Origin of the sequence: Providencia sp. PROV188, from assembly GCF_027595165.1 — a bacterium.
Taxonomy (GTDB): Bacteria; Pseudomonadota; Gammaproteobacteria; order Enterobacterales; family Enterobacteriaceae; genus Providencia; species Providencia lanzhouensis.
In genome coordinates, this window is the sequence record NZ_CP097291.1 from 758350 (window position 1) to 783218 (window position 24869).

25 protein-coding genes are annotated in these 24869 nt (G+C 42.8%); 19 read left to right on the forward strand and 6 right to left on the reverse strand.

Annotation, left to right across the window (positions count from 1 at the left end):
• Window positions 1-96 precede the first annotated feature (96 nt).
• From yajC to M5X66_RS03380, 17 genes are all read left to right on the forward strand, one after another.
• Complete coding sequence (yajC, locus tag M5X66_RS03300; protein ID WP_006657183.1) at window positions 97-429, forward strand: preprotein translocase subunit YajC; 333 nt, start codon at window positions 97-99, stop codon at window positions 427-429.
• Between the two features lie 27 nt (window positions 430-456).
• Window positions 457-2304, forward strand: a complete 1848-nt coding sequence (secD, locus tag M5X66_RS03305; protein ID WP_270103875.1) for a protein translocase subunit SecD — start codon at window positions 457-459, stop codon at window positions 2302-2304.
• A 10-nt stretch (window positions 2305-2314) separates the two neighbouring features.
• Window positions 2315-3283 (forward strand): protein translocase subunit SecF, encoded by a 969-nt coding sequence (gene secF / locus M5X66_RS03310; protein ID WP_036953831.1) that lies wholly within the window; start codon window positions 2315-2317, stop codon window positions 3281-3283.
• Between the two features lie 116 nt (window positions 3284-3399).
• Entirely contained in the window at window positions 3400-3849 is a 450-nt protein-coding gene (nrdR, locus tag M5X66_RS03315) for a transcriptional regulator NrdR (RefSeq protein ID WP_006662792.1), read from the forward strand.
• 5 nt (window positions 3850-3854) lie between these two features.
• Window positions 3855-4970: a bifunctional diaminohydroxyphosphoribosylaminopyrimidine deaminase/5-amino-6-(5-phosphoribosylamino)uracil reductase RibD gene (gene ribD / locus M5X66_RS03320; protein ID WP_036953834.1), complete on the forward strand. Its 1116-nt coding sequence runs from the start codon at window positions 3855-3857 to the stop codon at window positions 4968-4970.
• Window positions 4971-5072: 102 nt separating this feature from the next.
• The gene (gene ribH, locus M5X66_RS03325; protein ID WP_036953837.1) at window positions 5073-5546 is read left to right on the forward strand and encodes a 6,7-dimethyl-8-ribityllumazine synthase; all 474 of its coding nucleotides are present in this window, start codon (window positions 5073-5075) and stop codon (window positions 5544-5546) included.
• A gap of 70 nt (window positions 5547-5616) precedes the next feature.
• Window positions 5617-6033, forward strand: a complete 417-nt coding sequence (gene nusB, locus M5X66_RS03330) for a transcription antitermination factor NusB (protein ID WP_036953841.1) — start codon at window positions 5617-5619, stop codon at window positions 6031-6033.
• Between the two features lie 129 nt (window positions 6034-6162).
• Window positions 6163-7134: a thiamine-phosphate kinase gene (gene thiL / locus M5X66_RS03335; RefSeq protein WP_036953844.1), complete on the forward strand. Its 972-nt coding sequence runs from the start codon at window positions 6163-6165 to the stop codon at window positions 7132-7134.
• Window positions 7135-7144: 10 nt separating this feature from the next.
• On the forward strand, window positions 7145-7654 hold the full coding sequence (gene pgpA / locus M5X66_RS03340) for a phosphatidylglycerophosphatase A (RefSeq protein ID WP_108479247.1): 510 nt from the start codon (window positions 7145-7147) through the stop codon (window positions 7652-7654).
• Between the two features lie 828 nt (window positions 7655-8482).
• The gene (locus tag M5X66_RS03345) at window positions 8483-8953 is read left to right on the forward strand and encodes a fimbrial protein (RefSeq protein ID WP_230082533.1); all 471 of its coding nucleotides are present in this window, start codon (window positions 8483-8485) and stop codon (window positions 8951-8953) included.
• Window positions 8954-9016: 63 nt separating this feature from the next.
• A complete protein-coding gene (locus M5X66_RS03350) occupies window positions 9017-9745 on the forward strand; it encodes a fimbrial biogenesis chaperone (RefSeq protein WP_154600155.1) in 729 nt (242 codons plus the stop codon).
• Window positions 9726-10292: a fimbrial protein gene (locus M5X66_RS03355; RefSeq protein WP_230085008.1), complete on the forward strand. Its 567-nt coding sequence runs from the start codon at window positions 9726-9728 to the stop codon at window positions 10290-10292. Before M5X66_RS03350 ends, M5X66_RS03355 begins: the two co-directional genes overlap by 20 nt.
• A gap of 11 nt (window positions 10293-10303) precedes the next feature.
• A complete protein-coding gene (locus M5X66_RS03360) occupies window positions 10304-10840 on the forward strand; it encodes a fimbrial protein (RefSeq protein WP_230082534.1) in 537 nt (178 codons plus the stop codon).
• A 56-nt stretch (window positions 10841-10896) separates the two neighbouring features.
• Entirely contained in the window at window positions 10897-11649 is a 753-nt protein-coding gene (locus M5X66_RS03365) for a fimbrial biogenesis chaperone (RefSeq protein WP_108479251.1), read from the forward strand.
• Complete coding sequence (locus M5X66_RS03370; protein ID WP_036953857.1) at window positions 11640-12389, forward strand: fimbrial biogenesis chaperone; 750 nt, start codon at window positions 11640-11642, stop codon at window positions 12387-12389. Before M5X66_RS03365 ends, M5X66_RS03370 begins: the two co-directional genes overlap by 10 nt.
• Window positions 12379-14961: a fimbria/pilus outer membrane usher protein gene (locus M5X66_RS03375; protein ID WP_230085007.1), complete on the forward strand. Its 2583-nt coding sequence runs from the start codon at window positions 12379-12381 to the stop codon at window positions 14959-14961. The genes M5X66_RS03370 and M5X66_RS03375 overlap by 11 nt, the downstream gene beginning before the upstream one ends.
• Window positions 14962-14976: 15 nt before the next feature.
• Window positions 14977-16080, forward strand: a complete 1104-nt coding sequence (locus M5X66_RS03380; RefSeq protein ID WP_036953860.1) for a hypothetical protein — start codon at window positions 14977-14979, stop codon at window positions 16078-16080.
• Window positions 16081-16146: 66 nt separating this feature from the next.
• On the opposite strand, the gene dxs is transcribed toward M5X66_RS03380, so the two are convergent.
• The 3 genes from dxs to xseB all read right to left on the reverse strand — a co-directional run bounded on the left by dxs (window position 16147) and on the right by xseB (window position 19359).
• Window positions 16147-18012 (reverse strand): 1-deoxy-D-xylulose-5-phosphate synthase, encoded by a 1866-nt coding sequence (gene dxs / locus M5X66_RS03385; protein ID WP_036953864.1) that lies wholly within the window; start codon window positions 18010-18012, stop codon window positions 16147-16149.
• Window positions 18013-18186: 174 nt separating this feature from the next.
• Window positions 18187-19104 (reverse strand): (2E,6E)-farnesyl diphosphate synthase, encoded by a 918-nt coding sequence (ispA, locus tag M5X66_RS03390; protein WP_036953867.1) that lies wholly within the window; start codon window positions 19102-19104, stop codon window positions 18187-18189.
• A 3-nt stretch (window positions 19105-19107) separates the two neighbouring features.
• Window positions 19108-19359, reverse strand: a complete 252-nt coding sequence (gene xseB, locus M5X66_RS03395) for an exodeoxyribonuclease VII small subunit (RefSeq protein ID WP_036953869.1) — start codon at window positions 19357-19359, stop codon at window positions 19108-19110.
• A 223-nt stretch (window positions 19360-19582) separates the two neighbouring features.
• Here xseB and thiI point away from each other — a divergent pair, with 223 nt between their 5' ends.
• The gene (gene thiI, locus M5X66_RS03400; RefSeq protein WP_154600158.1) at window positions 19583-21034 is read left to right on the forward strand and encodes a tRNA uracil 4-sulfurtransferase ThiI; all 1452 of its coding nucleotides are present in this window, start codon (window positions 19583-19585) and stop codon (window positions 21032-21034) included.
• A gap of 54 nt (window positions 21035-21088) precedes the next feature.
• Here thiI and yajL read toward each other — a convergent pair whose 3' ends face one another.
• A complete protein-coding gene (gene yajL, locus M5X66_RS03405) occupies window positions 21089-21682 on the reverse strand; it encodes a protein deglycase YajL (protein WP_036953876.1) in 594 nt (197 codons plus the stop codon).
• Window positions 21645-22556, reverse strand: a complete 912-nt coding sequence (gene panE / locus M5X66_RS03410) for a 2-dehydropantoate 2-reductase (RefSeq protein ID WP_036953879.1) — start codon at window positions 22554-22556, stop codon at window positions 21645-21647. The genes yajL and panE overlap by 38 nt, the downstream gene beginning before the upstream one ends.
• 174 nt (window positions 22557-22730) lie before the next feature.
• On the opposite strand from panE, the gene M5X66_RS03415 reads away from it, so the two are divergent.
• Complete coding sequence (locus tag M5X66_RS03415) at window positions 22731-23222, forward strand: YajQ family cyclic di-GMP-binding protein (protein WP_036953882.1); 492 nt, start codon at window positions 22731-22733, stop codon at window positions 23220-23222.
• A 76-nt stretch (window positions 23223-23298) separates the two neighbouring features.
• Here M5X66_RS03415 and M5X66_RS03420 read toward each other — a convergent pair whose 3' ends face one another.
• Window positions 23299-24660 carry an MFS transporter gene (locus M5X66_RS03420; RefSeq protein ID WP_036953884.1) on the reverse strand — a complete coding sequence of 454 codons (1362 nt, stop codon included), beginning with the start codon at window positions 24658-24660 and terminating at the stop codon, window positions 23299-23301.
• Window positions 24661-24869: the final 209 nt, after the last annotated feature.

Here is a 24869-nt window from a genome sequence, read left to right on the forward strand (position 1 = left end):
GGTTCTAGTTACATGATGGTTTGATGTATTTTATGTAACTTGAACTAGTTAAAGTGTAAGTTTGAAATTGCTTTCAATAACAATGAGGAAAGTTGAATGAGTTTTTTTATTTCTGAAGCAGCGGCATCAGCAGGCGCACCCGCTCAAGGTAGCCCGTACTCTCTGATTATTATGCTGGTTGTTTTCGCGCTGATTTTCTATTTCATGATCCTGCGTCCACAGCAAAAACGTGCTAAAGATCACCGTAAACTGATGGAATCAATCGCTAAGGGTGACGAAGTTTTAACCACTGGTGGTTTAATCGGTCGTGTGACTAAAGTGTCTGAAACAGGTTATGTTGTTCTTGAACTGAGTGAGAACACTGAAGTAACTATCAAACGTGATTTCGTTGCTGCTGTTCTACCTAAAGGCACAATGAAAGCAATCTAATTCTGAATTTTCCCGAAGGGAACTGCCGTGCTAAACCGTTATCCTTTATGGAAGTATCTGATGTTGATCACTGCGATCCTCATCGGTTTGCTGTATGCACTTCCAAACCTATATGGTGAGGATCCGGCTGTTCAGATCACTGGCGTGCGGGGAACCGCCGCCAATGAACAAACGCTGATCCAAGTCCAAAAAGCTTTAGAAACAGACAAAATTCAGAGCAAATCTGTTGCTCTCGAAAATGGGGCAATTTTAGCCCGTTTCAACAACTCTGACGTTCAGTTACGTGCTCGTGAAGTCATCATGAATGCACTGGGTGACCAGTATGTTGTTGCATTAAACCTTGCACCTGCTACACCAAAATGGCTTGAGGCTCTCGGTGGTGAACCGATGAAGCTGGGTCTGGACTTACGTGGTGGGGTTCACTTCCTGATGGAAGTTGATATGGACACTGCATTAGGTAAATTGCAGGAACAAAACATGGATGGTTTGCGTAATGACTTGCGCCAAGCAGGTATTGCGTACTCTTCTATTCGTAAAGGCAGTGATTACAGCGTCGAAGTTCGCTTCCGTAACGCTGACGATCGCAGTCTTGCTGAGAAAACACTGGCGCGTAAATACCCAGATTTAGTATTTTCTGACGGCAGCGATAACACCATGATTGCTGTTATGACTGATGAGCGCTTACGTGAAGCGCGTAACTATGCCGTCTCTCAAAACATCACGATCATTCGTAACCGTGTTAACCAATTAGGTGTTGCTGAACCACTTGTTCAACGCCAAGGTGCGGATCGCATTGTTGTTGAATTACCGGGTATCCAAGATACTGCGCGTGCAAAAGAAATCTTAGGCGCAACTGCAACCTTAGAATTCCGCTTAGTGAATACTGGTGTAGATAGCGTAGCGGCAGAAAGTGGACGAATTCCGGGTGACTCAGAGCTTAAGTCTGATCGTAATGGCGTGCCTTATGTTCTGTATAAGCGTGTTGTCTTAACGGGCGACCATATTACTGATTCTACATCTGAAACTGATGAAAATGGTTATCCGCAAGTCAGTATTAGCCTTGATAGTGCCGGTGGCTCAATCATGTCTGACTTTACTCGTGACAACCAAGACAAGCTGATGGCAACCCTGTTTGTTGAATACAAAGACAGTGGTAAAAAAGATGCCGCAGGCCGTGCGATTTTAGTTAAAGATGAAAAAGTGATTAACGCCGCGCGTATTCAAGCTCGTTTCGGTAGCAAATTCCGTATTACGGGAATTGATAACGCGAACGAAGCGCGTCAATTATCTTTACTGTTGCGTGCTGGTGCTCTGATTGCGCCAATCCAAATTGTTGAAGAACGTACTATCGGTCCAACATTGGGTATGCAAAACATCGAGCAAGGTCTGAAAGCGTGTATCGCGGGTCTGTTGGCCTCTATCCTGTTTATGATTATTTACTATCGTAAATTTGGTCTGATCGCGAGTAGTGCTCTGATGGCTAACTTGGTCTTAATCGTGGGTGTGATGTCTCTGTTACCAGGGGCGACACTGACTATGCCAGGTATTGCCGGTATCGTCCTAACCCTTGCGGTTGCCGTCGATGCCAACGTTCTCATAAACGAACGTATTAAAGAAGAACTTCGTAACGGACGCTCAGTGCAACAAGCGATCCACGAAGGGTATAAAGGCGCCTTCTCAAGTATTACCGATGCAAACTTAACGACCTTAATCACCGCAATAATTCTGTATGCAGTGGGTACTGGTTCGATTAAAGGCTTTGCGATTACGACAGCGATTGGTGTCGCAACCTCTATGTTTACAGCTATTGTTGGTACACGTGCAATCGTGAACCTGCTATACGGCGGTAAACGTATTAACAAGCTGTCAATTTAAGGAGCACGTTGTGGCACAGGATTATACTGTTGAACAATTGAACTATGGTCGTAAAGTCTATGACTTTATGCGCTGGGACAACGTTGCCTTTAGCATTTCTATCATTTTACTGATCGCTTCTTGTGTGATTATCGGTGTTAAAGGTTTTAACTGGGGACTCGATTTTACGGGCGGTACCGTCATTGAAATCAACCTTAGTCAGCCTGCTGATTTAGATAAAATTCGTGATAGCCTGTCTAACTCGAACCATAAAGATCCATTAATTCAGAACTTTGGTAGTAGCCGAGACATCATGATCCGTTTACCGCCGGTTGAAGGCATAGCGGGTCAAGAGGTTGGTAAAGAGATCATTACTATCATCAATAAAAACGTTGATGAGCAAGCGACGGTTAAGCGTATTGAATTCGTGGGACCAAGCGTAGGTGCTGAGTTAGCACAAACAGGGGCATTAGCGTTATTAACAGCGCTTATCTGTATCCTGATTTACGTTGGCTTCCGTTTTGAATGGCGTTTAGCGGCAGGTGCCGTATTGGCATTGGCTCATGACGTGGTGATCACTTTAGGTATTCTGTCTCTATTCCACATTGAGATTGATATGACTATCGTGGCGTCATTGATGTCGGTTATCGGTTACTCCCTTAACGATAGTATCGTGGTATCTGACCGTATTCGTGAGAACTTCCGTAAGATCCGTCGCGGTACACCGTACGAAATCATGAACGTCTCTTTGACCCAAACATTGAGCCGTACCATCATGACATCAGCAACGACATTATTAGTGGTTCTGATGCTGTATCTGTTTGGTGGCGCGATGTTAGAAGGCTTCTCACTGGTTATGTTAATCGGTGTGACGATTGGTACGATTTCATCTATCTATGTGGCTTCTGCATTAGCACTGAAGATGGGTATGAAGCGTGAGCACTTAATTCAGGCGAAAGTCGAGAAAGAAGGCGCAGATCAAGAGTCTTTATTACCATAACGAATACAGACACTCGTGTATCATAAACACCCTGCGGATAAATAATCCTCAGGGTGTTTTTCATTTCAGGTCTGAGTTACACTATCTACCCTACAAAAATAGAATCAGGAATTCCTATGCATTGCCCATTTTGCTCAGCTGTAGATACGAAAGTGATTGACTCGCGTCTGGTTGGTGAAGGCTCACAAGTGCGCAGGCGCCGCCAGTGTTTGGTTTGCCATGAACGCTTCACTACATTTGAAGTGGCGGAACTTGTTATGCCTCGGGTAATTAAAAGTGATGACATTCGCGAGCCTTTCGATGAAGAAAAGCTCAACAGAGGCATGTTGAAAGCCCTAGAAAAACGCCCTGTCAGTTCTGATGCTATCGATCAAGCCATAATTTCTATTAAATCCCACCTACGAGCGACTGGCGAACGCGAAGTTCCCTCGAAGTTAATTGGTAATTTGGTGATGGATGAACTCAAAAAACTCGATAAAGTGGCTTACATTCGCTTTGCTTCGGTCTATCGTAGTTTTGAAGATGTACGTGAATTTGGCGAAGAAATTGCCAAGTTACAGGACTAATACCGATGCTTGAACAAGACCGTATCTACATGGCCCGGGCCTTTGAATTGGCAAAAAAAGGGCGTTTTACTACATCGCCGAACCCCAATGTGGGTTGCGTGATTGTGCGCGAAGGTGAAATTGTCGGCGAAGGTTATCATCAAAAAGCAGGAGAGCCGCATGCGGAAGTCCATGCACTTCGAATGGCGGGTGATAAAGCGAAAGGCGCGACAGCTTACGTGACTCTTGAGCCTTGTAGCCATCACGGTCGCACCCCACCTTGTGCGGAAGCATTAATTAATGCGGGGATCTCCCGCGTAGTCGCTGCAATGCAAGACCCTAACCCTCAAGTGGCTGGCCGCGGCTTATTTATGCTATCCCAAGCGGGAATAGAAACTGCTAGTAATATTTTGTTGGAAGAAGCCGAAGCAATAAACCGTGGCTTTTTAAAACGTATGCGTACCGCATTTCCTTATATTCAATTAAAACTTGCTGCATCATTAGATGGCAAAACCGCATTAGCGAATGGGGAAAGCAAGTGGATTACTAGCCCTGCGTCGCGTAAAGATGTTCAAGTTCTACGTGCTCAAGCCAGCGCTATTTTAAGTACCAGTAATACCGTGCTTGCTGATGACCCTGCATTAACGGTGCGCTGGAACGAATTACCTGCGGATGTTCAAGCTCAATACCCAGAAGAAAAGCTGCGCCAACCTATTCGTATCGTGTTAGATAGACACAATCGCGTGAAACCTGAACACAAAGTGACGCAGTTAGACGGTGAATGCTGGCTAATTCGCCCAACGCCGGATACCACAGAAACATGGCAGGGAAATGTCGAACAGCTTGCTATTCCTGCTGATGATAATGGCATCGACTTAGTGATTTTGATGATGCAATTAGCGAAACGTAATGTGAACAGTATTTGGGTAGAGGCGGGTGCTAAGCTTGCAGGTTCGTTATTAAAACTCGGTTTAGTCGACGAACTGATCGTCTATATCGCCCCTAAATTACTTGGGGATACTGCGCGTGGGTTAGTGAGTCTCCCTGAATTAAGCGCATTATCAGATGCGCCTCAATTTGAATTTACTGACGTTGAGAAAGTCGGAAATGACCTTCGCGTCAGGTTACGGCCTGTATGGTAAATGTGTTTTTTTAGCGGTTTGCTGAAATTCACTCGTACGGTTACCTAAAGAATGTGATAAAATCCGCGCCCCGCGGGTTGTAATTAATATTTGAGGAAGATTATGAACGTAATCAAAGGTGTTGTTGCTGCGCCAAAAGCGCGTGTTGCTATCGCTATCGCTCGTTTTAACAACTTTATTAATGATAGCCTGCTGGACGGTGCTGTTGACGCGTTAGAGCGTATTGGCCAAGTTGCTCAAGATAACATCACCGTTGTTTGGGTGCCAGGTGCTTATGAATTACCACTGACCGTGAAAGCATTGGTTGAAACCAAAAAATATGATGCAGTTATCGCATTAGGTACTGTTATTCGTGGCGGTACTGCCCACTTTGAATTTGTTGCGGGTGAGTGCAGCTCAGGTCTGTCTCATGTTGCATTAAATAGCGAAGTTCCTGTGACTTTCGGTGTATTAACCACTGAAAATATCGAGCAAGCCATTGAGCGTGCTGGTACTAAAGCAGGTAACAAAGGTGCAGAAGCTGCACTGACCGCTCTCGAAATGATTAATGTGATTAAAGCTGTAAAAGGCAAATAATACGCGCCATATCTCGGGCTCTGTGAGTTCGAGATATGCTGTGTAGTTTTTTTTATTTAAGGGGAATCTTGTGAAACCTGCTGCTCGTCGCCGCGCTCGTGAGTGTGCTGTACAGGCCATCTATTCATGGCAATTATCCGGTAATCCTATTGCCGACGTAGAATATGAGTTTATTGCTGAACAGGACATGTCTGACGTTGACGTAACCTATTTCCGTGAGCTGATTTCTGGTATTGCAAACAATGCTACGAAGCTGGATCAATTAATGTCACCTTACTTATCTCGTCAGTTAGAAGAGTTAGGTCAAGTTGAGAAAGCGATTTTACGTGTAGCAATGTATGAACTAAGCTATAGAGAAGATGTACCTTTCAAAGTTGCTATCAACGAAGGTATTGAATTAGCTAAAGTTTTTGGTGCTGAAGATAGCCATAAATTTGTCAACGGTGTGTTAGATAAAGCAGCACCTGCGGTACGTCGTAAGAAATAAACATAATCAGGTTCCCTCCTGTAATACGTAAGTCATAATGGGTAGGCTGGGTTCCAGTCTATCCTAGTACTTATGTCTGGCTTTTCAGTTTATTGACGAGCTAGGCATAGCGAAAATGGAAAATCTACCATGTCATATGGCGAATTTGACCTCATCGCACGTTTTTTTAATCGCCAACCTGTAAACCGACGTGATGTTAACATCGGTATTGGCGATGATTGTGCGCTAATGACTATCCCTGAGAAACAGCAACTTGCTGTGAGTACGGACACCCTAGTTTCCGGTATTCATTTTCTACCCGATATCTCTCCCGCTGACCTTGCCTATAAATCCCTAGCTTCAAATTTAAGTGATCTTGCTGCGATGGGAGCGGATCCAGCTTGGGTCTCTTTAGCTATTACCCTACCGAGCGTAAACCATGAATGGTTGCAATCTTTTAGCGATATGTTGTTTGAACAACTGAATTACTATGGAATGCAGCTGATTGGGGGAGATACGACCCGTGGACCAATGAGTTTAACCTATACCGTTCATGGTCTTGTGCCAATTGGCAAAGCGTTATCTCGCTCTGGTGCACGTAATGGTGATTGGATTTATGTGACGGGTACTTTGGGAGATAGTGCTGCGGGACTTGCGATACTGCAAAACAGGTTACAGCCTGAAAGCCCTGAGCATAAGGAGTGGTTGATTGAGCGTCATTTACGCCCACAACCGCGTATTTTGCAGGGGCAGGCTTTACGCAATTTGGCTTCATCTGCGATAGATATTTCAGATGGGTTAGTTTCTGATCTCAACCATATATTAAAAGCGAGCGGTTGTGGGGCGAGGATCAATCTCGATGCGCTACCACAGTCCGATGCGTTGAAGCAGAACTGTTCTGTGGAGCAAGCAAGAGTTTGGTCGTTAAGTGGTGGTGAAGACTATGAGCTATGCTTTACAGTACCTGAAATGAATCGGGGAGCCTTAGAAGTAGCGCTTGCTCATACGGGGTCAGGTTTTACCTGTATTGGCCAAATCAAGCCTCAATCTGAAGGGATCAGTTATTTTTGTGATAACCAAGCTGTTGAGGTTGACCTCAAGGGCTTCGATCATTTTGTTTAGGAAAATGTCCATGGCAACCGCTCAAGAAAAAGCAGCAGCAAAAAAACGATTGAATATGCGTAATCCGTGGCACCTGCTAGCGACGGGGTTCGGAAGTGGTTTATCGCCAATTGTTCCCGGTACAATGGGCTCATTAGCCGCCATTCCATTTTGGTTGCTAATGGACAAACTCCCTGTATGGAGCCTCTGGGTTATTATCGTCGTTGGATTCTGGTTTGGGTGTTGGATATGCCAACGCACTTCCGATGATATGAGGATCCATGACCATGGCAGTATTGTTTGGGATGAGTTTATTGGAATGTGGATCACGTTAATGGCCATCCCTGTGGTGAGTATCCAGTGGGTTCTCACCGGCTTTTTGATTTTCCGTGTTTACGACATGTGGAAACCTTGGCCTATCCGTATCTTTGACCGCCGAGTCAGTGGCGGGTTTGGCATTATGATTGATGACATTATTGCTGCCATATTTGCCTATGTGACAATTTGGCTATTAGTGCATTATCAGGTGATGCCTTTTTGATTTGAGTTAATTCCCTCCTTCAAAGATAAAATATCTTTTTTAGATAAATAAAGTCCTAGTTAAATACTAGGGCTTTGTTCTTATCCTAAATTACTTTTTATTTTTACTTCTATTTTTTATGAATAAAGTTAAATTTATTTTTATTATGAAAAATAAAAAATTCGTTATTTGTAAAAATTAATTTCACTATAATTATGCTTTCATCATAGTTTCCTATTTATTAAAAAATGTAAAAAACAAAGAATCAATATTAACTCGAAATATGGGTGGTTATTTTATTTTTTATTTTTCTGTTATGAGAAAAAAATAACTTAGTCAAATTAACGTATACGTGATGTTTGGTATATTTATTTTATTATTTAAGTGAGAATGATTTTCATTTATTTAAATTCGAAAATCACAAGTATGATTTATTTAGGTTGTTTTTGTTAATTTAATGTAATCAAAAGTTGATTAAAGTTAAGGTTTTTAATTGAATTTACTAATCATGGGTGTACTTTGGGGTTTTATTATGAAATGGCAATTTACAGATTGTTACTGATATGACTCTTGAGGTGCGTATACCGAGTAAGAATATTCAAGTAGTATGCTTGGGAAATAACAAGCATGAATTAGTTTTTATAAAACACGCCTTAATTTATTTTTTAGAAAAATTAAATTTTTATTTGGCTTGTTATTTTTTAATAAAGTCATATCGGTTTTGTTTTGATAAAAATATATTTATTTCAATTTTATATTGCCTATTAATAAGGGTTTACTATGTTAATTAATAAAAAAAATCTGATCGTATTATCTATCGCTGCTGGCTTAGGCTTTTCAGGTGCAGCAATGTCAGCAACGAACGCACAAGTGACAGTAACTGGAAATATTGCTGCTGCGACATGTGATTTAAGCGTCACAAATACCAATATCGATTTAGGAACGTTTATCTCTTCAGATATTCAAACGGTTGGAACTATAGCTGGTAGTACTCATAATTTTGATATGAGCTTATCCAACTGCAGCCAAGAGTTTGATGGTGAAAGTGGTAAGTTCGTACAAATGTACGCGAAAGGTACTGCTTTAGCAGCGAATACTTCTTTATTTAACAATGTTGAAAAAGGAACTGTTGGTGTGGCAGTGACTGCTGACGGTAAAGAAGTAAAGCCAAATACAAACGTTCAATTAAGCAGCATTAAGTCTCTGGCTGAAGGCGGTTCTGCTGTGATCCCAATGAATGTGGCATTGAACTCAACTGTGAGCAAACCCGCTTCACAACGTATCGAAGCGCCGATTACTTTCTCTGTAAGCTACGAGTAAGTTTGTTGTGAAATGGCAGGTTTCTGCCATTTCACTTTGTAACGCATCACGAGAAGGTAAAACATGAAATTATTCACTTTACTCCGTACGCTCCCTATTTTTGCAACTCTGTTTTTTATTCAAATAGGAACGACATCTGCGGCTGGAGTCGGTATCAATGCCACTCGAGTTATTTTCAACCAAGGAAATCAGTCAGTCCCTGTCACTCTGCGCAATAGTACAGAGAAGGAAGAATATTTGGTTCAGGTTTATCTGACAAAAACCGCCAAAGGTGCGGCGCAAGACCAAACTTTAGATGTGCTTCCTCCTATGTTCTATCTGGCATCAAGCCAGCAGCGCGATGTTCGTTTAGTGGAAGGCGCAGGAGCATCTGTATTACCGAAAGATAGGGAATCAGTTTTTTATTTTCATGCTAGAGCCATTGCGGCAAGTGAAAAGAATGCTGGGCAGCAGAATGCAGCAATGAAAGGTGAAGTGAAAATTGCATTAGAGAGTGTGATTAAAGTTTTTTATCGCCCTAAAAACCTAACGTTAACGGTAGAGCAAGCTCAAGGTAGCCTGACATTTGAAGAGACAGCGAGCGGAATCAAAGTGATTAATCCATCGCCGTATTACATCACATTGTCATCATTGAGTGTGGGGGAAAAAGCGGTGACGTTAAACCCTGAAATGAATAACACCATGATAGCGCCTTTTAGCAGTATGGATTACCCAACCCCGGTGAAAAAAGGCAAAAAAGTCTGGGCTGTCATCAATGATCTTGGGGGACGAAGTGAGTATTCACAACCTTAAACTGGGACAGTATCGATGGGCGCTTTTCGCTGGGATATTTTCCATTGTGGCGATACCTGAAGTGAATGCAGCGAATACCCTAGAGTTGACCGCAGAAATTGACAATGCAGGAGAGTGCGATATTGCGGTTAGCCCTTCATTGATTGAATTCAAACGACGTCCTTCTGTGGGCGAATTTGCGGCGAATGATGCGGTAGATATCCAGCTATTAAGCTTGTCGTATAAATGTACGGGCTATGAAACCAATGCTCGCCCTGAAATAAAAGTGACAGGGAATACAGCTGCCGATACCAATTTGTTTTTAACAGCTGATCCAAAAGGCGCCAAAGGCGTTGGTTTTATGCTGAAAGATGGCGCGGTGAAGGAGCTTTCTGGTTATTACAATGCAGGAAAAACAGTCGTTAATGGTGATTCTGTGCTTCTACCCGTAGGGGATAATGATGGAGAAAAACCTTTTACGGTAGGGTTTATTCGCCAAGTCGGTAATAACACCGTCACTGCAGGTGCTGTGAAAGCGGCCATTTTATTCACTGTTGTGATGCCATAAATGGAGGTGATATGAACAAGTATTCATATTTTCTTATGGCTTCATTATTCGTTTTTACAGGGGAAATGTTTGCTGCCTCAAATTCGGTGAGTATTAACTTTGATGCGCATTTATATCGCAGAACGTGCGATGTAAACCTCTCCGAAAGTGTGGTGGCTTATGGAAAAGTGAAACCTCAAACCATTGTTGATAATGACTTAGGTACCAGTACCGCTCTGAATCGTAATGTTATTTTAACCTTAGCTAACTGCTCAGGACTGGGAACATTAAATGGTAGCAAAGTCATTGTGACTGGTCCTAGTCAAGTCATGAACGGGGAAGCCCTGTTTAAGGAAAGTGGCTCTTCAGGCGGTGTGGGGATTCGATTAAAAGCAGATGGAAAAAATAAGGTCAGTGGAGATTCAGTTTGGGATTTGTCTACGACCAGCAATCAAGGAAGTCAAATTACAGTGGTCACGGCACTTTCATGTGGAAATTGTCAAAACATTCAGAAAATTCAATTAGGCACATTTAAAGCCACCATGATGTTTACCGTTTTAGCTTATTGAGCCGTTTATTGAGTGATAAATCTATTAATAATAAAAATAACGGAATACTTTCAAAAATGTTTAAGAAAACAGGTGCATTATTTTTCATTTCTCATTTATTGGTGCTGTTAATTAGCATTAACGTTAATTCAGCACAAGCGGGATTACGTCTAGAAAAAAGTCGTATTATTTGGAGTGATTCCGACACTCAGCAATCAGTGGCATTAACCAATGACAGTGATGACATTTATTTAATTCAGTCCGGTGTATTTAATACACCAACGGGCACTCAAGAATCGCCACTGTTTTCTGTTATTCCACCTTTATATCGTTTAGATGCGAATAAACAGCAAACGATGAAAGTCTTATTACAAAGCTCTCCAGAATCATTGCCTCAAGATAGAGAGTCAGTTTTCTATTTTAGCGCGATTGCTATTCCTGGTGTTTCTCCTGAATTAACAGAAAATGCAGCGGCGCAATTATCTATCGGTACTCGCTTAGTCATTAAGCTATTTTATCGTCCCGTTAAATTTACTCAGTCGCCAGATGCTGCCGTTGCTAATTTGCAATTTCATACATCGCCGAAAGGTTTATGTGTAGCGAATCACTCCCCTTATTTTATTACGCTCAGCGAAGTCAAAGTGGGTAATCAAGTGTTTGCTCAATTCGCTGGCACGATGGTGGCACCTTTTAGTCAGCAGACATTGGCGATTTCAGAATCCATTTCCGTACAAACTCCGATGCGTTGGCAAGCCATCAATGATTACGGTGGTGACACTGCGCCTTACTCCGGTTCTGTGAAGGAGAATAAGGGGCTGTTATGTCAGTAATGAAATCGCTGTGTGGGTGGATTTTAATGATGACGCTAAGCCATGCATTTGCCTCAGAGACAAATGAAGGTTTTCATTTTTCACCTGAACGTTTGGTCTATTTGGAAAGTAATACCAAAGGGATCTCTGCGGGTCTACAAAATGGTACCTCAAAAGCGGCATTGATCCAGGCGCAGGTTGTACCGACAGATCTTCAAACCGGTTTACCTTTGACTGAACATCAAGGGGAAAGTCATGAGGCTTTTTTGATTACGCCGCCATTACATAAATTAGATATCAATGAGCGTTTTAACTGGCGTATTCAGCGTGTTAATGATGGAAAGCTCGCTACCGATAGAGAAACTGTTTTCTACGTTGCACTGAAAGTGATCCCAGAATCTAGCGCGAATGATAAGGCCTCATCACAATTTATTTTGGCGCCAACTATTTATTTAAAAATGTTGTATCGCCCGAAACAAATTGAAGAATTGCGTTTAGATGCTCAAACCGCAAAGTTAGACGTCACTGTGCAAGGCAGCAAAATCACGATTACTAATCCAACGCCACTCTCTATGACATTAGCCAGCCTGTCAGTGGGGGATTATGAGGTGCCAGTAGAAAAGTTCACCCATGGAATTGCCCCTTTTGGGCAACAGGTTATTTTTCTCGAAAAAAATGTATCAGGTACGATTACATGGCGTGTGTTGAATGAATACAGCATACCTACAAAGGTTGAAGTGAGAGGCGAGAATGAAAGCTAAAATGCGTGATGGCGCTTTTACCGTCTCTCCAATTGCTTTGGCTCTGGCATGTTGTTTATCCATGGGGAATGCGGTGGCAGAACCTTATTTTGATCCGACACTATTAAATCTACCTGAAGGAACTAGCGTAGATAGCATTGATTTATCTGCATTTACGCGCTCTGAATCGGTAACGGCGGGGCGTTATATGGTTACACTGAGGATCAACAAAGAAGATCAAGGGCAAAAAGAGATCTATTTTTCCGCAGATACGGCGGGAAATATTGTGCCGGAAATTACACCTGCGTTATTAGATGAATATGGCGTTAATGTTGAGAGTATTTCAACATTAAGATCCTTACCAAAAGATGAACCGATTGCGTCTTTAGAGGCTGCTCTACCAGATTCTCAAGTTCAGTTTGATATATCTAAGTTGGATCTCAATATCAATATTCCTCAAGTTGCCATGCGTCATAAATCGCGTGGTGCGATAGACCCGAGTTTATTGGACCAAGGGGTCACTGCGTTTTTGTTTAATTATCAAGTCAATGGAAGTAAACAAAAGCACAGTGGCTCCAGTGCAAGTGGTAAAAATACCAATGATTCGTTGTATGCCAATATTAGCGGTGGTTTTAACTTGGCGGCGTGGCGCTTGCGTTCAAACTTTCAGTATATGGAAAACAAATCCAAGAGCAATGGCTACAGCACCAGTCATCGGGAAAGCGAGTTTTCGCGCATAACGGTTTCACGGGACATTCAGCGTTTAGATTCTGAGTTAGTGATTGGGGAAACCAGTACACTCAGCGATGTCTTTGATAGCGTTCCATTTAAAGGTGTTCGCTTGTTATCGAATGAACTCATGCTGTCCAAAGGAGATCGTGGATTTGCTCCGGAAATTCGTGGTGTTGCAATGTCTAACTCGCGGATCATCATCAGACAAAATGGCAATATTATTTATCAAACCTATGTGGCACCAGGACCTTTTGTCATCAATGATATTTATCCAACGGGAACGGCAGGGGACTTAGAGGTTTCTGTTCAAGAGGAAGATGGAACAACGCGAGTATTCACTCAAGCATTCTCTTCATTGCCCGTCATGCAACGTGCTGGCGGAGTTAAATATGAAGTTGCTACGGGTAAATATGATGGAGGGATCACGGACGGTTCCAAAGAGCAGCAGTTTATTATGGGAACGCTGATCTATGGTTTACCGAAGTCAATCACTCTGTATACAGGTTTACTCGGGGCAAATCATTATTGGAGCGGAATGGTTGGAACTGGGATTTCACTCGGTAGTTTTGGTGCGCTTTCCATGGATATTACCCACGCACAAGCCTCAATTAATCATGAAAGTAAGCAAGGGCAATCTCTTCGTGTTCGCTATTCTAAAAACTTATCAGAAAGTGGCACATCCGTTGATTTAACCGCACTGCGCTACTCAACGAAAGAATACTACAGTTTTGCGGATTTCAACCAAGTGGGTTATCAGTTAAAAGAGAACGTTGCACCGTGGCTTAATGGTCGCCAGCGTAGCAGTTTCCAAACCTATATTAACCAATCTCTGGGTAAATGGGGTTCTATCTATTTACGCGGAATGCGCAGTGATTATTGGGGTAAATCTGACACAGTAACGACGCTAGGTATTGGTTATAACGGTTTTTATCGTGGTATCAACTATGGCATTGATTACAGCATTAGCCGTACCGAAGGTAATGGAAATTGGCCTGAAAATAAGCAAGTTAGTGTGAATATGAGTATTCCATTCAGCATTTTCAGTGAACACAAGAATATTGAGAACATTAATAGTACGTTCCAAGTGAGCCATGATAATTCAGGGCGCACTTACCAGCAGGTTGGTATTAATGGCCAGTTATTAGATAACAAGCTGAGTTATCAGCTGACTGAAAGTGGCGATAATCGCGATCAAAAAATGACAAGCTCGGTGAATGTGGGCTATCAAGGCAGTAAAGGGTATTACGGTGGCGGATATAGCTATGGTCGTGATAGCCAAATGATGTATGCCAATGCATCAGGTGGAATAGTTATCCATTCAGGTGGTGTTTTGCTAAGTCAGTATTTAGGTAATTCGGCAGCCATAGTTTATGCCCCAGATGCAGCGGGAACTAAGGTGAATAATGGCTCAACGGTTATCGATGCCAATGGCTACGGTATTATTCCGCATTTATCAGACTATACGCAAAATATTGCAAATTTGGATGTGAATACATTACCTGAGAACGTTGAAAGCAAAGAGAATGCGCTGAACCTTTACCCAACTAAAGGGGCAATTGTGAGAGCGAACTTTAAAACCTTAAAAGGGTATCAAGCGATGATCACTTTGCAGCAACCAAACAACGTTCCAATGGGCGCAATCGCCTCGTTGCACCAAGATGATAATACAGATGATGCCATCATTTCAGGCATTGTAAGTGATAACGGACGCGTTTATTTAAGTGGATTGCCAGAGTCAGGGCAGATAGTTATCAAATGGGGTAAAAGTGGTTCCGAGCGCTGCGAAGCGCCTTTTAATATGGATAAATCCACAGAAAATGCCTATTCATCATTACGCAATTTAACCCTGTCATGCCACTAATTGGATGAATATTTTATGAAAATCAATGTAATAAAGAACAAGATATTAGTGGGATGGAAAAGCTTACTACTGAGCTGTGTGTTAACTTTTATGGCGAGTATACCCAGTTTTGCCAAAACAGTGACGGTTATGAATGGACGTGGATTGATTGGTGTTTATGGTGAATATAATACTTCGCTAACGGGGATGACGAACCCACCCGCTTGGAATGAAAAGGCTAATTTTTACTATGTACAGTTTTATAATAATTTTAATGGAATCATAAACTACTGTGTTGATCGTGGGGGGTTAGTCATCAATATTGATGGTGTCAGAGGGATGCCTATTGCTGGCGGTGAGATGATCATGGTACCTGAATTTGTGTTTGTTGATGAAAGAAGAAACTACTCAAACAATAGCTACCTCGATACCATCACTGGGCATTTTAATGGATGGGGATCTGGTACCAATGAGCAGTTAGGTATAGGAGACTGCCTCTGGTCCCCCAATCAAAGTACGCCAACACCGGCAATACGCCATACCGTTACCGCAACAGGGCGTATGTTGATTTATGGAACGGGTAACCAACGTAGTGGCACCTACCGATTAGATGATGATATTGGCATTGTTATTCAAAATCCTCAAAATAGAACGACTGCCAGGCAAATTGTTCCCAAAACAGAAAATATTATCGTGACGGTATCAGGGCTAACTTGCACATTAAATACACCATCTTATGTTAATTTTGGTTCTCATAGTGCAAGTAGCAAAAGTAATGAGTTGCTTTCTACTATGCGAAATAACATGTCGGTGCAGTGCGATCAAATTGCGAATAAGATCGCCGCGACGATTTCGTTATCAGGCAATGTGAAGCCGCAGTACTACGCAGGCAATAATCTGGAAGTGAACTTATTGAATGCTCAACAGCAAGCCGGTGCGTATGTCAAAATGTACGTCATGGTTAATGGTAATAAAACACCGATTACCTTAGATCAGAAGCCGATTGATTTAGCTAAAATTACCGCACTACAAACCAATGTTAGCTTTAATAATGAGCTAGTGTATGAGCTTTATTCTCGTGGTAATAATGTGGCGGGTAAGGTGAGTGGCAGTGCAGAATTATCAATAATTATGCGCTAAAAGTAAGATGAATTAGTCCGTGATTTAAGGCGTTACTTTTGTGGTAACGCCTTAATTTTTTATAAGTTACTTATTTTGGTAAGTATTGATGGAACTCACGATCCCTGCAGCATCTAAACCGAGATCTGCTAGTAACTCATCTTGGGTACCTTGGGGGATAAAGAAATCCGGTAGGCCCAAGTTCAGAACTGGTAGAATTTTCTTCTCGCTCATCAGGAATTCATTCACACCGCTGCCTGCACCGCCCATAATCGCATTTTCTTCCAGCGTTACGATTAGGTCATGGGTATTGGCCATTTCTAAGATCAGCGCTTCATCTAATGGTTTCACAAAACGCATATCCACGACGGTGGCATTGATTTGTTCTGCGGCTTCTAAGGCGTTACTCAGTAATGTCCCAAAGCTGAGGATCGCCACTTTTTCGCCTTGGCGGCGGACAATCCCTTTACCAATTTCAAGCGGTGCTAATGGCATTAGCTCAGCCCCTGTACCTGCGCCACGAGGGTAGCGAACCGCGGTAGGACCTTCTTGATAATGGTAGCCAGTGTGCAGCATTTGACGGCATTCATTTTCATCACTTGGCGTCATGATCACCATTGTTGGGATGCAACGTAAGAATGAAATATCGAATGATCCTTGGTGAGTTTGACCATCAGCACCGACGATACCGGCACGGTCAATGGCAAACATCACTGGGAGTTTCTGGATGGCCACATCGTGGATCACTTGGTCGTAACCACGTTGTAAGAACGTCGAGTAAATTGCTACGATCGGGTTATAACCCCCAATGGCAAGACCTGCGGCGAAGGTGACAGCATGCTGCTCGGCAATCGCGACATCAAAATATTGGTCTGGGTACTCTTTCGAGAAACGCACCATACCAGAACCTTCACGCATCGCTGGGGTGACGGCCATAAGTTTATCGTCGTCTTTAGCTTCTTCACATAACCAATCCCCAAAAATTTTGGAGAATGTCGGTCTGGTATCTTTGCTTTTTGGTAACGTAAAAGTGGCAGGGTCAAACTTAGGTACGGCGTGCCAGCTAATTGGGTCTTTCTCTGCCGGCTCATAGCCACGACCTTTTTTGGTCATAATGTGCAGGAATTGAGGTCCTTTTAACTCGCGCATATTTTTTAACGTTTGGATCAGCGCAATCACATCGTGTCCGTCAACAGGACCAATGTAGTTAAAGCCTAATTCTTCAAACATGGTGCCAGGCACAACCATGCCTTTGATATGTTCTTCCGTTTTCTTGAGTAACTCTTTGATTGGCGGAATATTCGAGAAAACTTTCTTTCCACCTTCACGCAGCGTGGTATATAGCTTGCCGGAAAGTAAATGGGCTAAATGGTTATTCAGCGCGCCAACGTTTTCTGAAATCGACATTTCATTGTCGTTGAGGATCACCAGCATATCGGGCGCAGCATCCCCAGCATGGTTCATTGCTTCGAAAGCCATACCCGCAGTAATGGCGCCATCACCGATAACACAAACTGTTTTGCGGTTTTTATCTTCTTTTTCCGCGGCGATAGCCATACCTAAACCGGCACTAATGGAGGTTGAGGAATGACCAACACTAAGAATGTCGTACTCGCTTTCAGCACGCCATGGGAATGGATGTAACCCATTTTTTTGACGAATGGTGTCGATTCTGTCACGGCGCCCAGTTAAAATTTTGTGCGGGTACGCTTGATGACCGACGTCCCAAACAAGATTATCAAACGGGGTTTTATAGACATAATGTAGAGCAACAGTTAATTCAATGGCGCCCAATCCAGAGGCAAAGTGACCGCTCGAGCGACTGACGCTATTTAATAGAAATTGTCTCAGTTCATCACAAAGCTTTGGCAAGCTTTCTTTTGGCAGAAGGCGCAGTTCATCAGGCGTCTCTGCCAGTGCCAGCGTTGGATATTTCGCGGTATCTATACTCATTAGGTGCTCACTACTTAAATTAATTAGGGCGATGCCTGTTAACGTCGAGCGGTTGCTGACCGTGCTTTTTTTGTGTTGAACGTATTTTATAAGTCGTCACAACGGCTCTAAGTTACTCAGGTAATCAATGTTATAATTATCAGTCTTATCTATACCAAAAGGCAAAGCATATTGTTAGCTTTTGCGCTCAATGACAAAATTGGCTAAAGCTCTCAATAACTCTGTATTGTAACCTTGAGATTGCAATGATTCTAAAGCCGCGATCGCATCTTGATAGAGCTCTTTGGCTTTTTGTTGGGCAGCTTCAAGACCTAACAGTGATGGATAAGTGCTTTTTTCATGTTGTTCATCAGCACCTTGGCGTTTGCCTGTCACTGCGCTGTCTCCGATAACATCTAGAATATCGTCTTGAACTTGAAAGGCAAGCCCAATAGATTCGGCGTATTTATCTAAACTAGCTAATGCTTGATGACCTTTATGACCTGCGGCATAGGCGCCGAGACGAATAGCGGCTCGAATTAACGCTCCAGTTTTATGCTGGTGGATACGCTCGAGCGAAATTAGATCAACGCGCTTGCCTTCAGCATCAAGATCCAATGCTTGTCCACCGCACATCCCCGCTAAACCGCTGGCATAAGCCAGTTCTGCAATCATCGCAATACGGTCTTTATCGGACACATCAGGCATAGGGGCGCTGGAGAGTAATTGGAATGCGAATGTTTGTAAGGCATCTCCGGCGAGTACGGCATTACCTTCACCAAACTTTATGTGACAAGTTGGTTGCCCGCGGCGCAGGTCGTCGTCATCCATGGCAGGTAAATCATCATGGATCAGCGAATAAGCATGAATGCATTCTACAGCGGCAGCGGGCGCATCTAAGTTATCAAGGCTAACGCCCAGCATTTCACCGACGGCATACGTTAAGAAAGGGCGTAAGCGTTTACCACCAAGTAAAGTGCCATATTTCATGGCTTGCGCTAATGGCAAATCAGCAAAAGGGAGCGCATCTAATGAGGTTAATAAGTATTGATTAACTCTGTCATGAGCTTGGCGTTGCTGGCGCACAAAGGTGTCTGGGTGTTGTTCGGACATAATTTATTCTGTATCAGGTGAGAAATCGTCGAGGGCTTTATTTTCGTCATCGCTCAGCAAAATTTGTACACGTTGTTCTGCTTGCTGGAGGACTTTTTGACCTTGCTTAGCAATTTGGACGCCTCGCTCAAATTCGTTTAAGGCATCTTCCAAAGGCAGCTCTCCTGATTCTAGGCGAGCGACAATTTGCTCAAGCTCTTGAAGGGAGTTTTCAAAACTAACAGTGGGAACTTGCTGAGATTTTTCTTTAGCCATAATCGTTAATCACTAATGTTAAATCACTTAAAAGTGGGGGGAACTTTAATTATTGTGCAGACTAACTTAGTCTCGCAATGGTTACAATTTATTATTGGTGTTTTTAGATTCAGTACGCAAGATAGTGCTATAATACGCCTCTTTATTGACAACTGGTAAAGTGCACGACAGTCACTTTTTCGCAACGTCCGTTTGCCCCACTAACCAAGAACATGCCACGACTATGAAGTTTATTATTAAGTTATTCCCAGAAATCACTATCAAAAGCCAAACAGTTAGACTCCGTTTTATTAAAATTCTAACCAGTAATATCCGCAATGTATTGAAGAGTCTTGGCGAAGAGATCTCGGTTGTCCGTAATTGGGATAACATTGAAGTGCGTGTTAAAGGGGAATCAAAGCACGACGAAATTTGTGACATGCTGAGCCGTATTCCTGGTATCCACCACATCTTAGAAGTTGAAGAGAAGCCTTTTACCAGTTTACACCATATTTTTGAAATGACACTGGAAGCCTACGGGGCATCGGTGGAGAACAAAACGTTCTGTGTGCGTGTGAAGCGCCGTGGTAAACACGAATTTTCATCCATTGATGCAGAGCGTTATATCGGCGGCGGCTTAAATCAGCATATTGCCTCTGCAAAAGTGAAACTGAAAGATCCTGATACCACCGTACATCTGGAAATTGAAGATGATAATTTGATTCTCGTGAAAGCGCGTATCGAAGGGATCGGCGGTTTCCCAATTGGTACACAAGAAGATGTACTGTCACTGATTTCAGGTGGTTTTGACTCCGGGGTTTCCAGCTATATGTTAATGCGCCGTGGTTGCCGAGTGCATTACTGCTTCTTTAATCTCGGCGGTGCTGCCCATGAAATTGGCGTAAAGCAAATTGCTCACTATTTATGGAACCGCTTTGGCAGCTCCCATAAAGTGCGTTTTATTGCCGTTAACTTTGAACCTGTTGTGGCTGAGATTTTAGAGAAAGTCGATGACGGTCAAATGGGTGTCGTATTAAAACGTATGATGGTACGTGCGGCTTCTAAAGTGGCTGAGCGCTATGGCGTTCAAGCTATCGTAACGGGTGAAGCACTGGGACAGGTTTCTAGCCAAACGCTAACTAACTTACGTTTAATTGATAATGCGTCAGATACCTTAGTGTTACGTCCGCTGATCTCTCACGATAAAGAACACATTATCAAGTTAGCTCGTCAAATTGGTACGGAAGATTTCGCGAAAACCATGCCGGAATATTGCGGTGTGATTTCGAAAAGCCCAACCGTGAAAGCGGTGAAAGCACGTATTGAAGCGGAAGAAGAGAACTTTGATTTTGGTATCTTAGAGTCTGTCGTTGAGCAGGCACAAAACATTGATATTCGCGAGATTGCGCAAGAAAGTCTTGAGAAAGTACCTGAAGTTGAGATGGTTAGCCAACTTTCGGCAGATAATGAAGTTATCTTAGATATTCGCTCAATCGATGAGTTTGAAGATAAACCATTGAAGGTCGAAGGAATTGAAATTAAACATATTCCATTCTATAAGCTTGGTACGCAGTTCGGTGATTTACCTAAAGAGAAAACGTACCTGCTGTATTGCGACCGTGGCGTGATGAGCCGTCTGCAAGCGTTGTACTTGAAAGAGCAAGGCTTTGAGAATATTAAGGTTTATCGCCCGTAAGTTGTCAGGTGATATTGAACAAAAAAGCGAGCTGATTAGCTCGCTTTTTTGTTTCTAATCTTCCAGATAATCATTAATGCCCGGTGGCAAAACGAGTTGTGAGGCGACATTGGCAGCGGTTTCTCGCCCTTGCAATAATTCAATCAATTTCAGTGCAAAGTCAAAGGCTGTCGCAGGGCCTTGGCTAGTCAGTAAATTTACTCGCTCATCAAAATAGACGCGTTTATCGACCCATTTATGGGCTGGAATTTTATCCCGCATGCTTGGAAAACCAGTCATGTTTCCGAGAGGAAATAGCTGGTGGTATTCCAAAACTAATGCAGGGGCGGCACAAATGGCTGCCACAATTTTTCCATCTAAATGCATGCGCCTGACTTTCTCAACCACCAGTGGGCTATCACGAAAAGCTTCTGCACCGGCTAGACCACCGGGTAACACGATGGCGTCAAAAGGTTCGTCCGCAACGCGGATGATGGGCAGGTCAGCAACGAGTTTAATACCTCGAGATGCGGTTATCTCTAACGCTCCGTCTTCCGTCACACTGGCTAATGTCACTTGTATTCCGGCACGAACCAGTAAATCGGAGGTAGTGACTGTTTCAATTTCTTCACTACCATTGGCGATGCATATCAGCACGGAGGTTGTCATAACTTTGTTCTCTATTTTTAATTAAGTGGTACAAACGGTCATTCTCAGGGGTAGCTAAGCCATGAGCTCGGGCTTTTTTGATTAAGAAGCCCGTGATGTAATCAATTTCAGTTCTGCGATGATGACGCACATCTTGCAGCATGGATGAATAGTTTTCTGAGGTTTGATGAATAATGTCATAGACGCGCTCAGTCATCTCTTCTTTATCTGTATGCAATCCCTCGGCAACCATCACTTGGCAGCATTCATCTATGACCCGAACAATCTGTTCTGGATAGTGAATGATTTGCCCATTGGTACAATTGTGTTCCGTGGAAAGCGGGTTTATCACGCAATTAACCACCAGTTTTCGCCAAATAGTATTAAGGATTTGATTATGCCATGCCACATCCGGTAGGGCTTCATGCAAAATATTGGCGATAGGGTAATAAGCTTCTGCTTGAGAGTTGACGGCGCCGATATGAGTGATGCCGCTAGCAATATGAAAAACTTGGTTGTTATCTTGCCATGCCGCATGAGTTGTTACCCCACTCAAAAATGGATGGCGTAATGTGCCTAACTCTTCCAATGTGCCTAATCCGTTATGCAGTAGGAGAATAGGGCTAGTTTCAGGAATAATGGGCAGCAGGGGCAATAAGGCATCCGAAACTTGCCATGCTTTCAAACAGACAATCACTAATTCGCTTGTGTGTAGATGCTGATGATTATTGCAAGGAATTAATTCGCGGAAAATTTTATCGTCAGGTCCATTAACATCAACAAATAAGTCGGATTGAGCAACTCGCAGCCATCCTTGAACATCGTGTCCTTGTGAGGAGAGGGCGGCTAACCAAAGTTTACCAATAGCACCACAGCCAATCAGGGTTATTTTCATCGATTTTCCCTACTATCTGAGAGCGGTTGATTTGGATTAATAACCGCCATCATAGCGATTTTAATAGGATATCCAAATAATTAGTTGTGTTATACAAGTGAGCCAATCTGACAACATGGAGTGTCATGGGCAAATAAGCTATTATAAGCCAATTGATTATAGGAGAGCGTTAAAATGCCATCATTTGATATTGTATCTGAAGTTGAAATGAGTGAAGTCCGCAATGCGGTAGAAAATGCTCAGCGTGAACTTACTAGCCGTTGGGATTTTAAAAACATCACTGCAAGCTTTGAACTGAACGATAAAAATGAGTCTATCAAAGTGACCAGTGAATCCGATTTCCAAGTTTTACAACTGCTTGATATTTTAAGAGAGAAAATGGCAAAACGGGGAATTGATGGCGCAGTGCTGAATGTCCCTGAAGATATTGTACATAGTGGTAAAACTTACAGCGTGGAAGTGACTTTAAAACAAGGCATTGAAGCGAGTATGGCGAAGAAAGTTGTTAAGCTGATTAAAGACAGCAAGTTGAAAGTGCAGGCGCAAATTCAAGGTGAACAAGTGCGTGTAACGGGCAAAGCGCGAGATGATTTGCAAGCTGTTATGGCGTTAGTCCGTGGCGGCAATTTAGGTCAACCATTCCAGTTCAATAACTTCCGCGACTAATTGATAAGCGTGTTTTAGTTATTGAAAATAGCCCGCGATATTGCGGGCTATTTGTTATTTATAAGATTACATATGATTAAGCATGAACAATGGCTTCAAGCTCTGCTCGGTTAACCACTTTTTTATCAATCTTGATATAAATACTCATCTCTTCAGCAATCACAACCACATCAAGCACACCGTTCATGGCTTTTAGCTGTTCCTGAAGCTTACTGATATTTTTAAAACGATGCGGGAGAACCATGCGAATACTGCTGACGTAAGGCGGTTGTTTCATGGTTAAGCTGATAACGAACCAGATAACGCAAAGTAGTAATCCGCCGATAAATACGGTACTGGCCCCTTCAAATTTATACAACCAGCCGCCCAGAATTCCGCCTAAGGCTACTCCTAGAAATTGGCTGGTGGAGTAGACGCCCATGGCTGTGCCTTTGTATCCGGCAGGCGCTTCTTTACTGATCAGGGACGGCAAAATGGCTTCCATCACGTTAAATGCAATAAAGAACAGTTGGATCCCTAAGAAGATAATCCAAAGTTGGCGACCTGATTGCCATAAAACAATTTCCGCAGCCGCTAAGAGCAAAATGCAGAACAGGAAAACCTGCTTCATCTTGCGCTGTTTTTCTGCGTAAATAATAAAAGGAAGTACGCAAACAAAGGCGACTAACATGGTGACTAAATACGCTTTCCAGTGATCTTTTGCCAAGTAACCGGCATCGGCCATGATCAAGGGGAGGGCGACAAAGCTGGACATTAACAGTGTATGTAGGCTTAAAATCCCAACATTCAGCTTGAGAAGTTGAGAGTTAAGTAAAACGGCTTTTAAATTGCTTTTAACAAAAGCAGATTCACGGTTTACAACATGGTGAGTATTGTTAGGTACCACAAAGATAGTAACGAAAATAGCGCCGACGGCTAATAAAGTGATTCCCCAAAATAAACCGCTTAAACCAACGGCATGGGTTACAATCGGTCCTAAAACTAAGGCAATAGCAAACGTTACGCCAAAGCTTATACCTAAAAATGCCATCGCTTTTGTACGATTTTGCTCACGGGTCAAATCCGATAACAAGGCCATAACGGCAGCAGAGATAGCGCCAGCTCCCTGTAAAGCTCGACCAATAATAATGCCCCAAATAGAATCGCTTAATGCGGCAATGACGCTGCCCATAATAAATATCAGCAACCCAAAAATAATCAGTGGTTTGCGACCAATACGGTCAGACATTAAACCAAAAGGAATTTGAAAAACAGCTTGGCTAAGCCCATAAATACCAATCGCCAAACCAATCAAAAACTCGTTAGCGCCCTGTAAATGCATCCCATAGCTGGTGAGGATCGGGAGCACCATAAACATGCCAAGCATGCGAAGGGAGAATACGGATCCTAGTCCCCAAGTTGCTCGGAGTTCTAAAGCTGTCATTTTATTATCGTTCATAAATACTCGTCATATTTCGAGTTGTAGCTGTGTTGGCAGCGCTCACTAACTCAGGTCACATACTGGTGTATGCTCCCTGAGATTAGTTTCACTTGCCGCCTTGCTACAACACGAACTATTTTGAGTATTCAATTTCTATTCTTTTTATTTCGGGCTGTAGCGGTGCTGGTGTTAATTTAATTTTAAATCAATGAGTTAAGTTAGTTTGC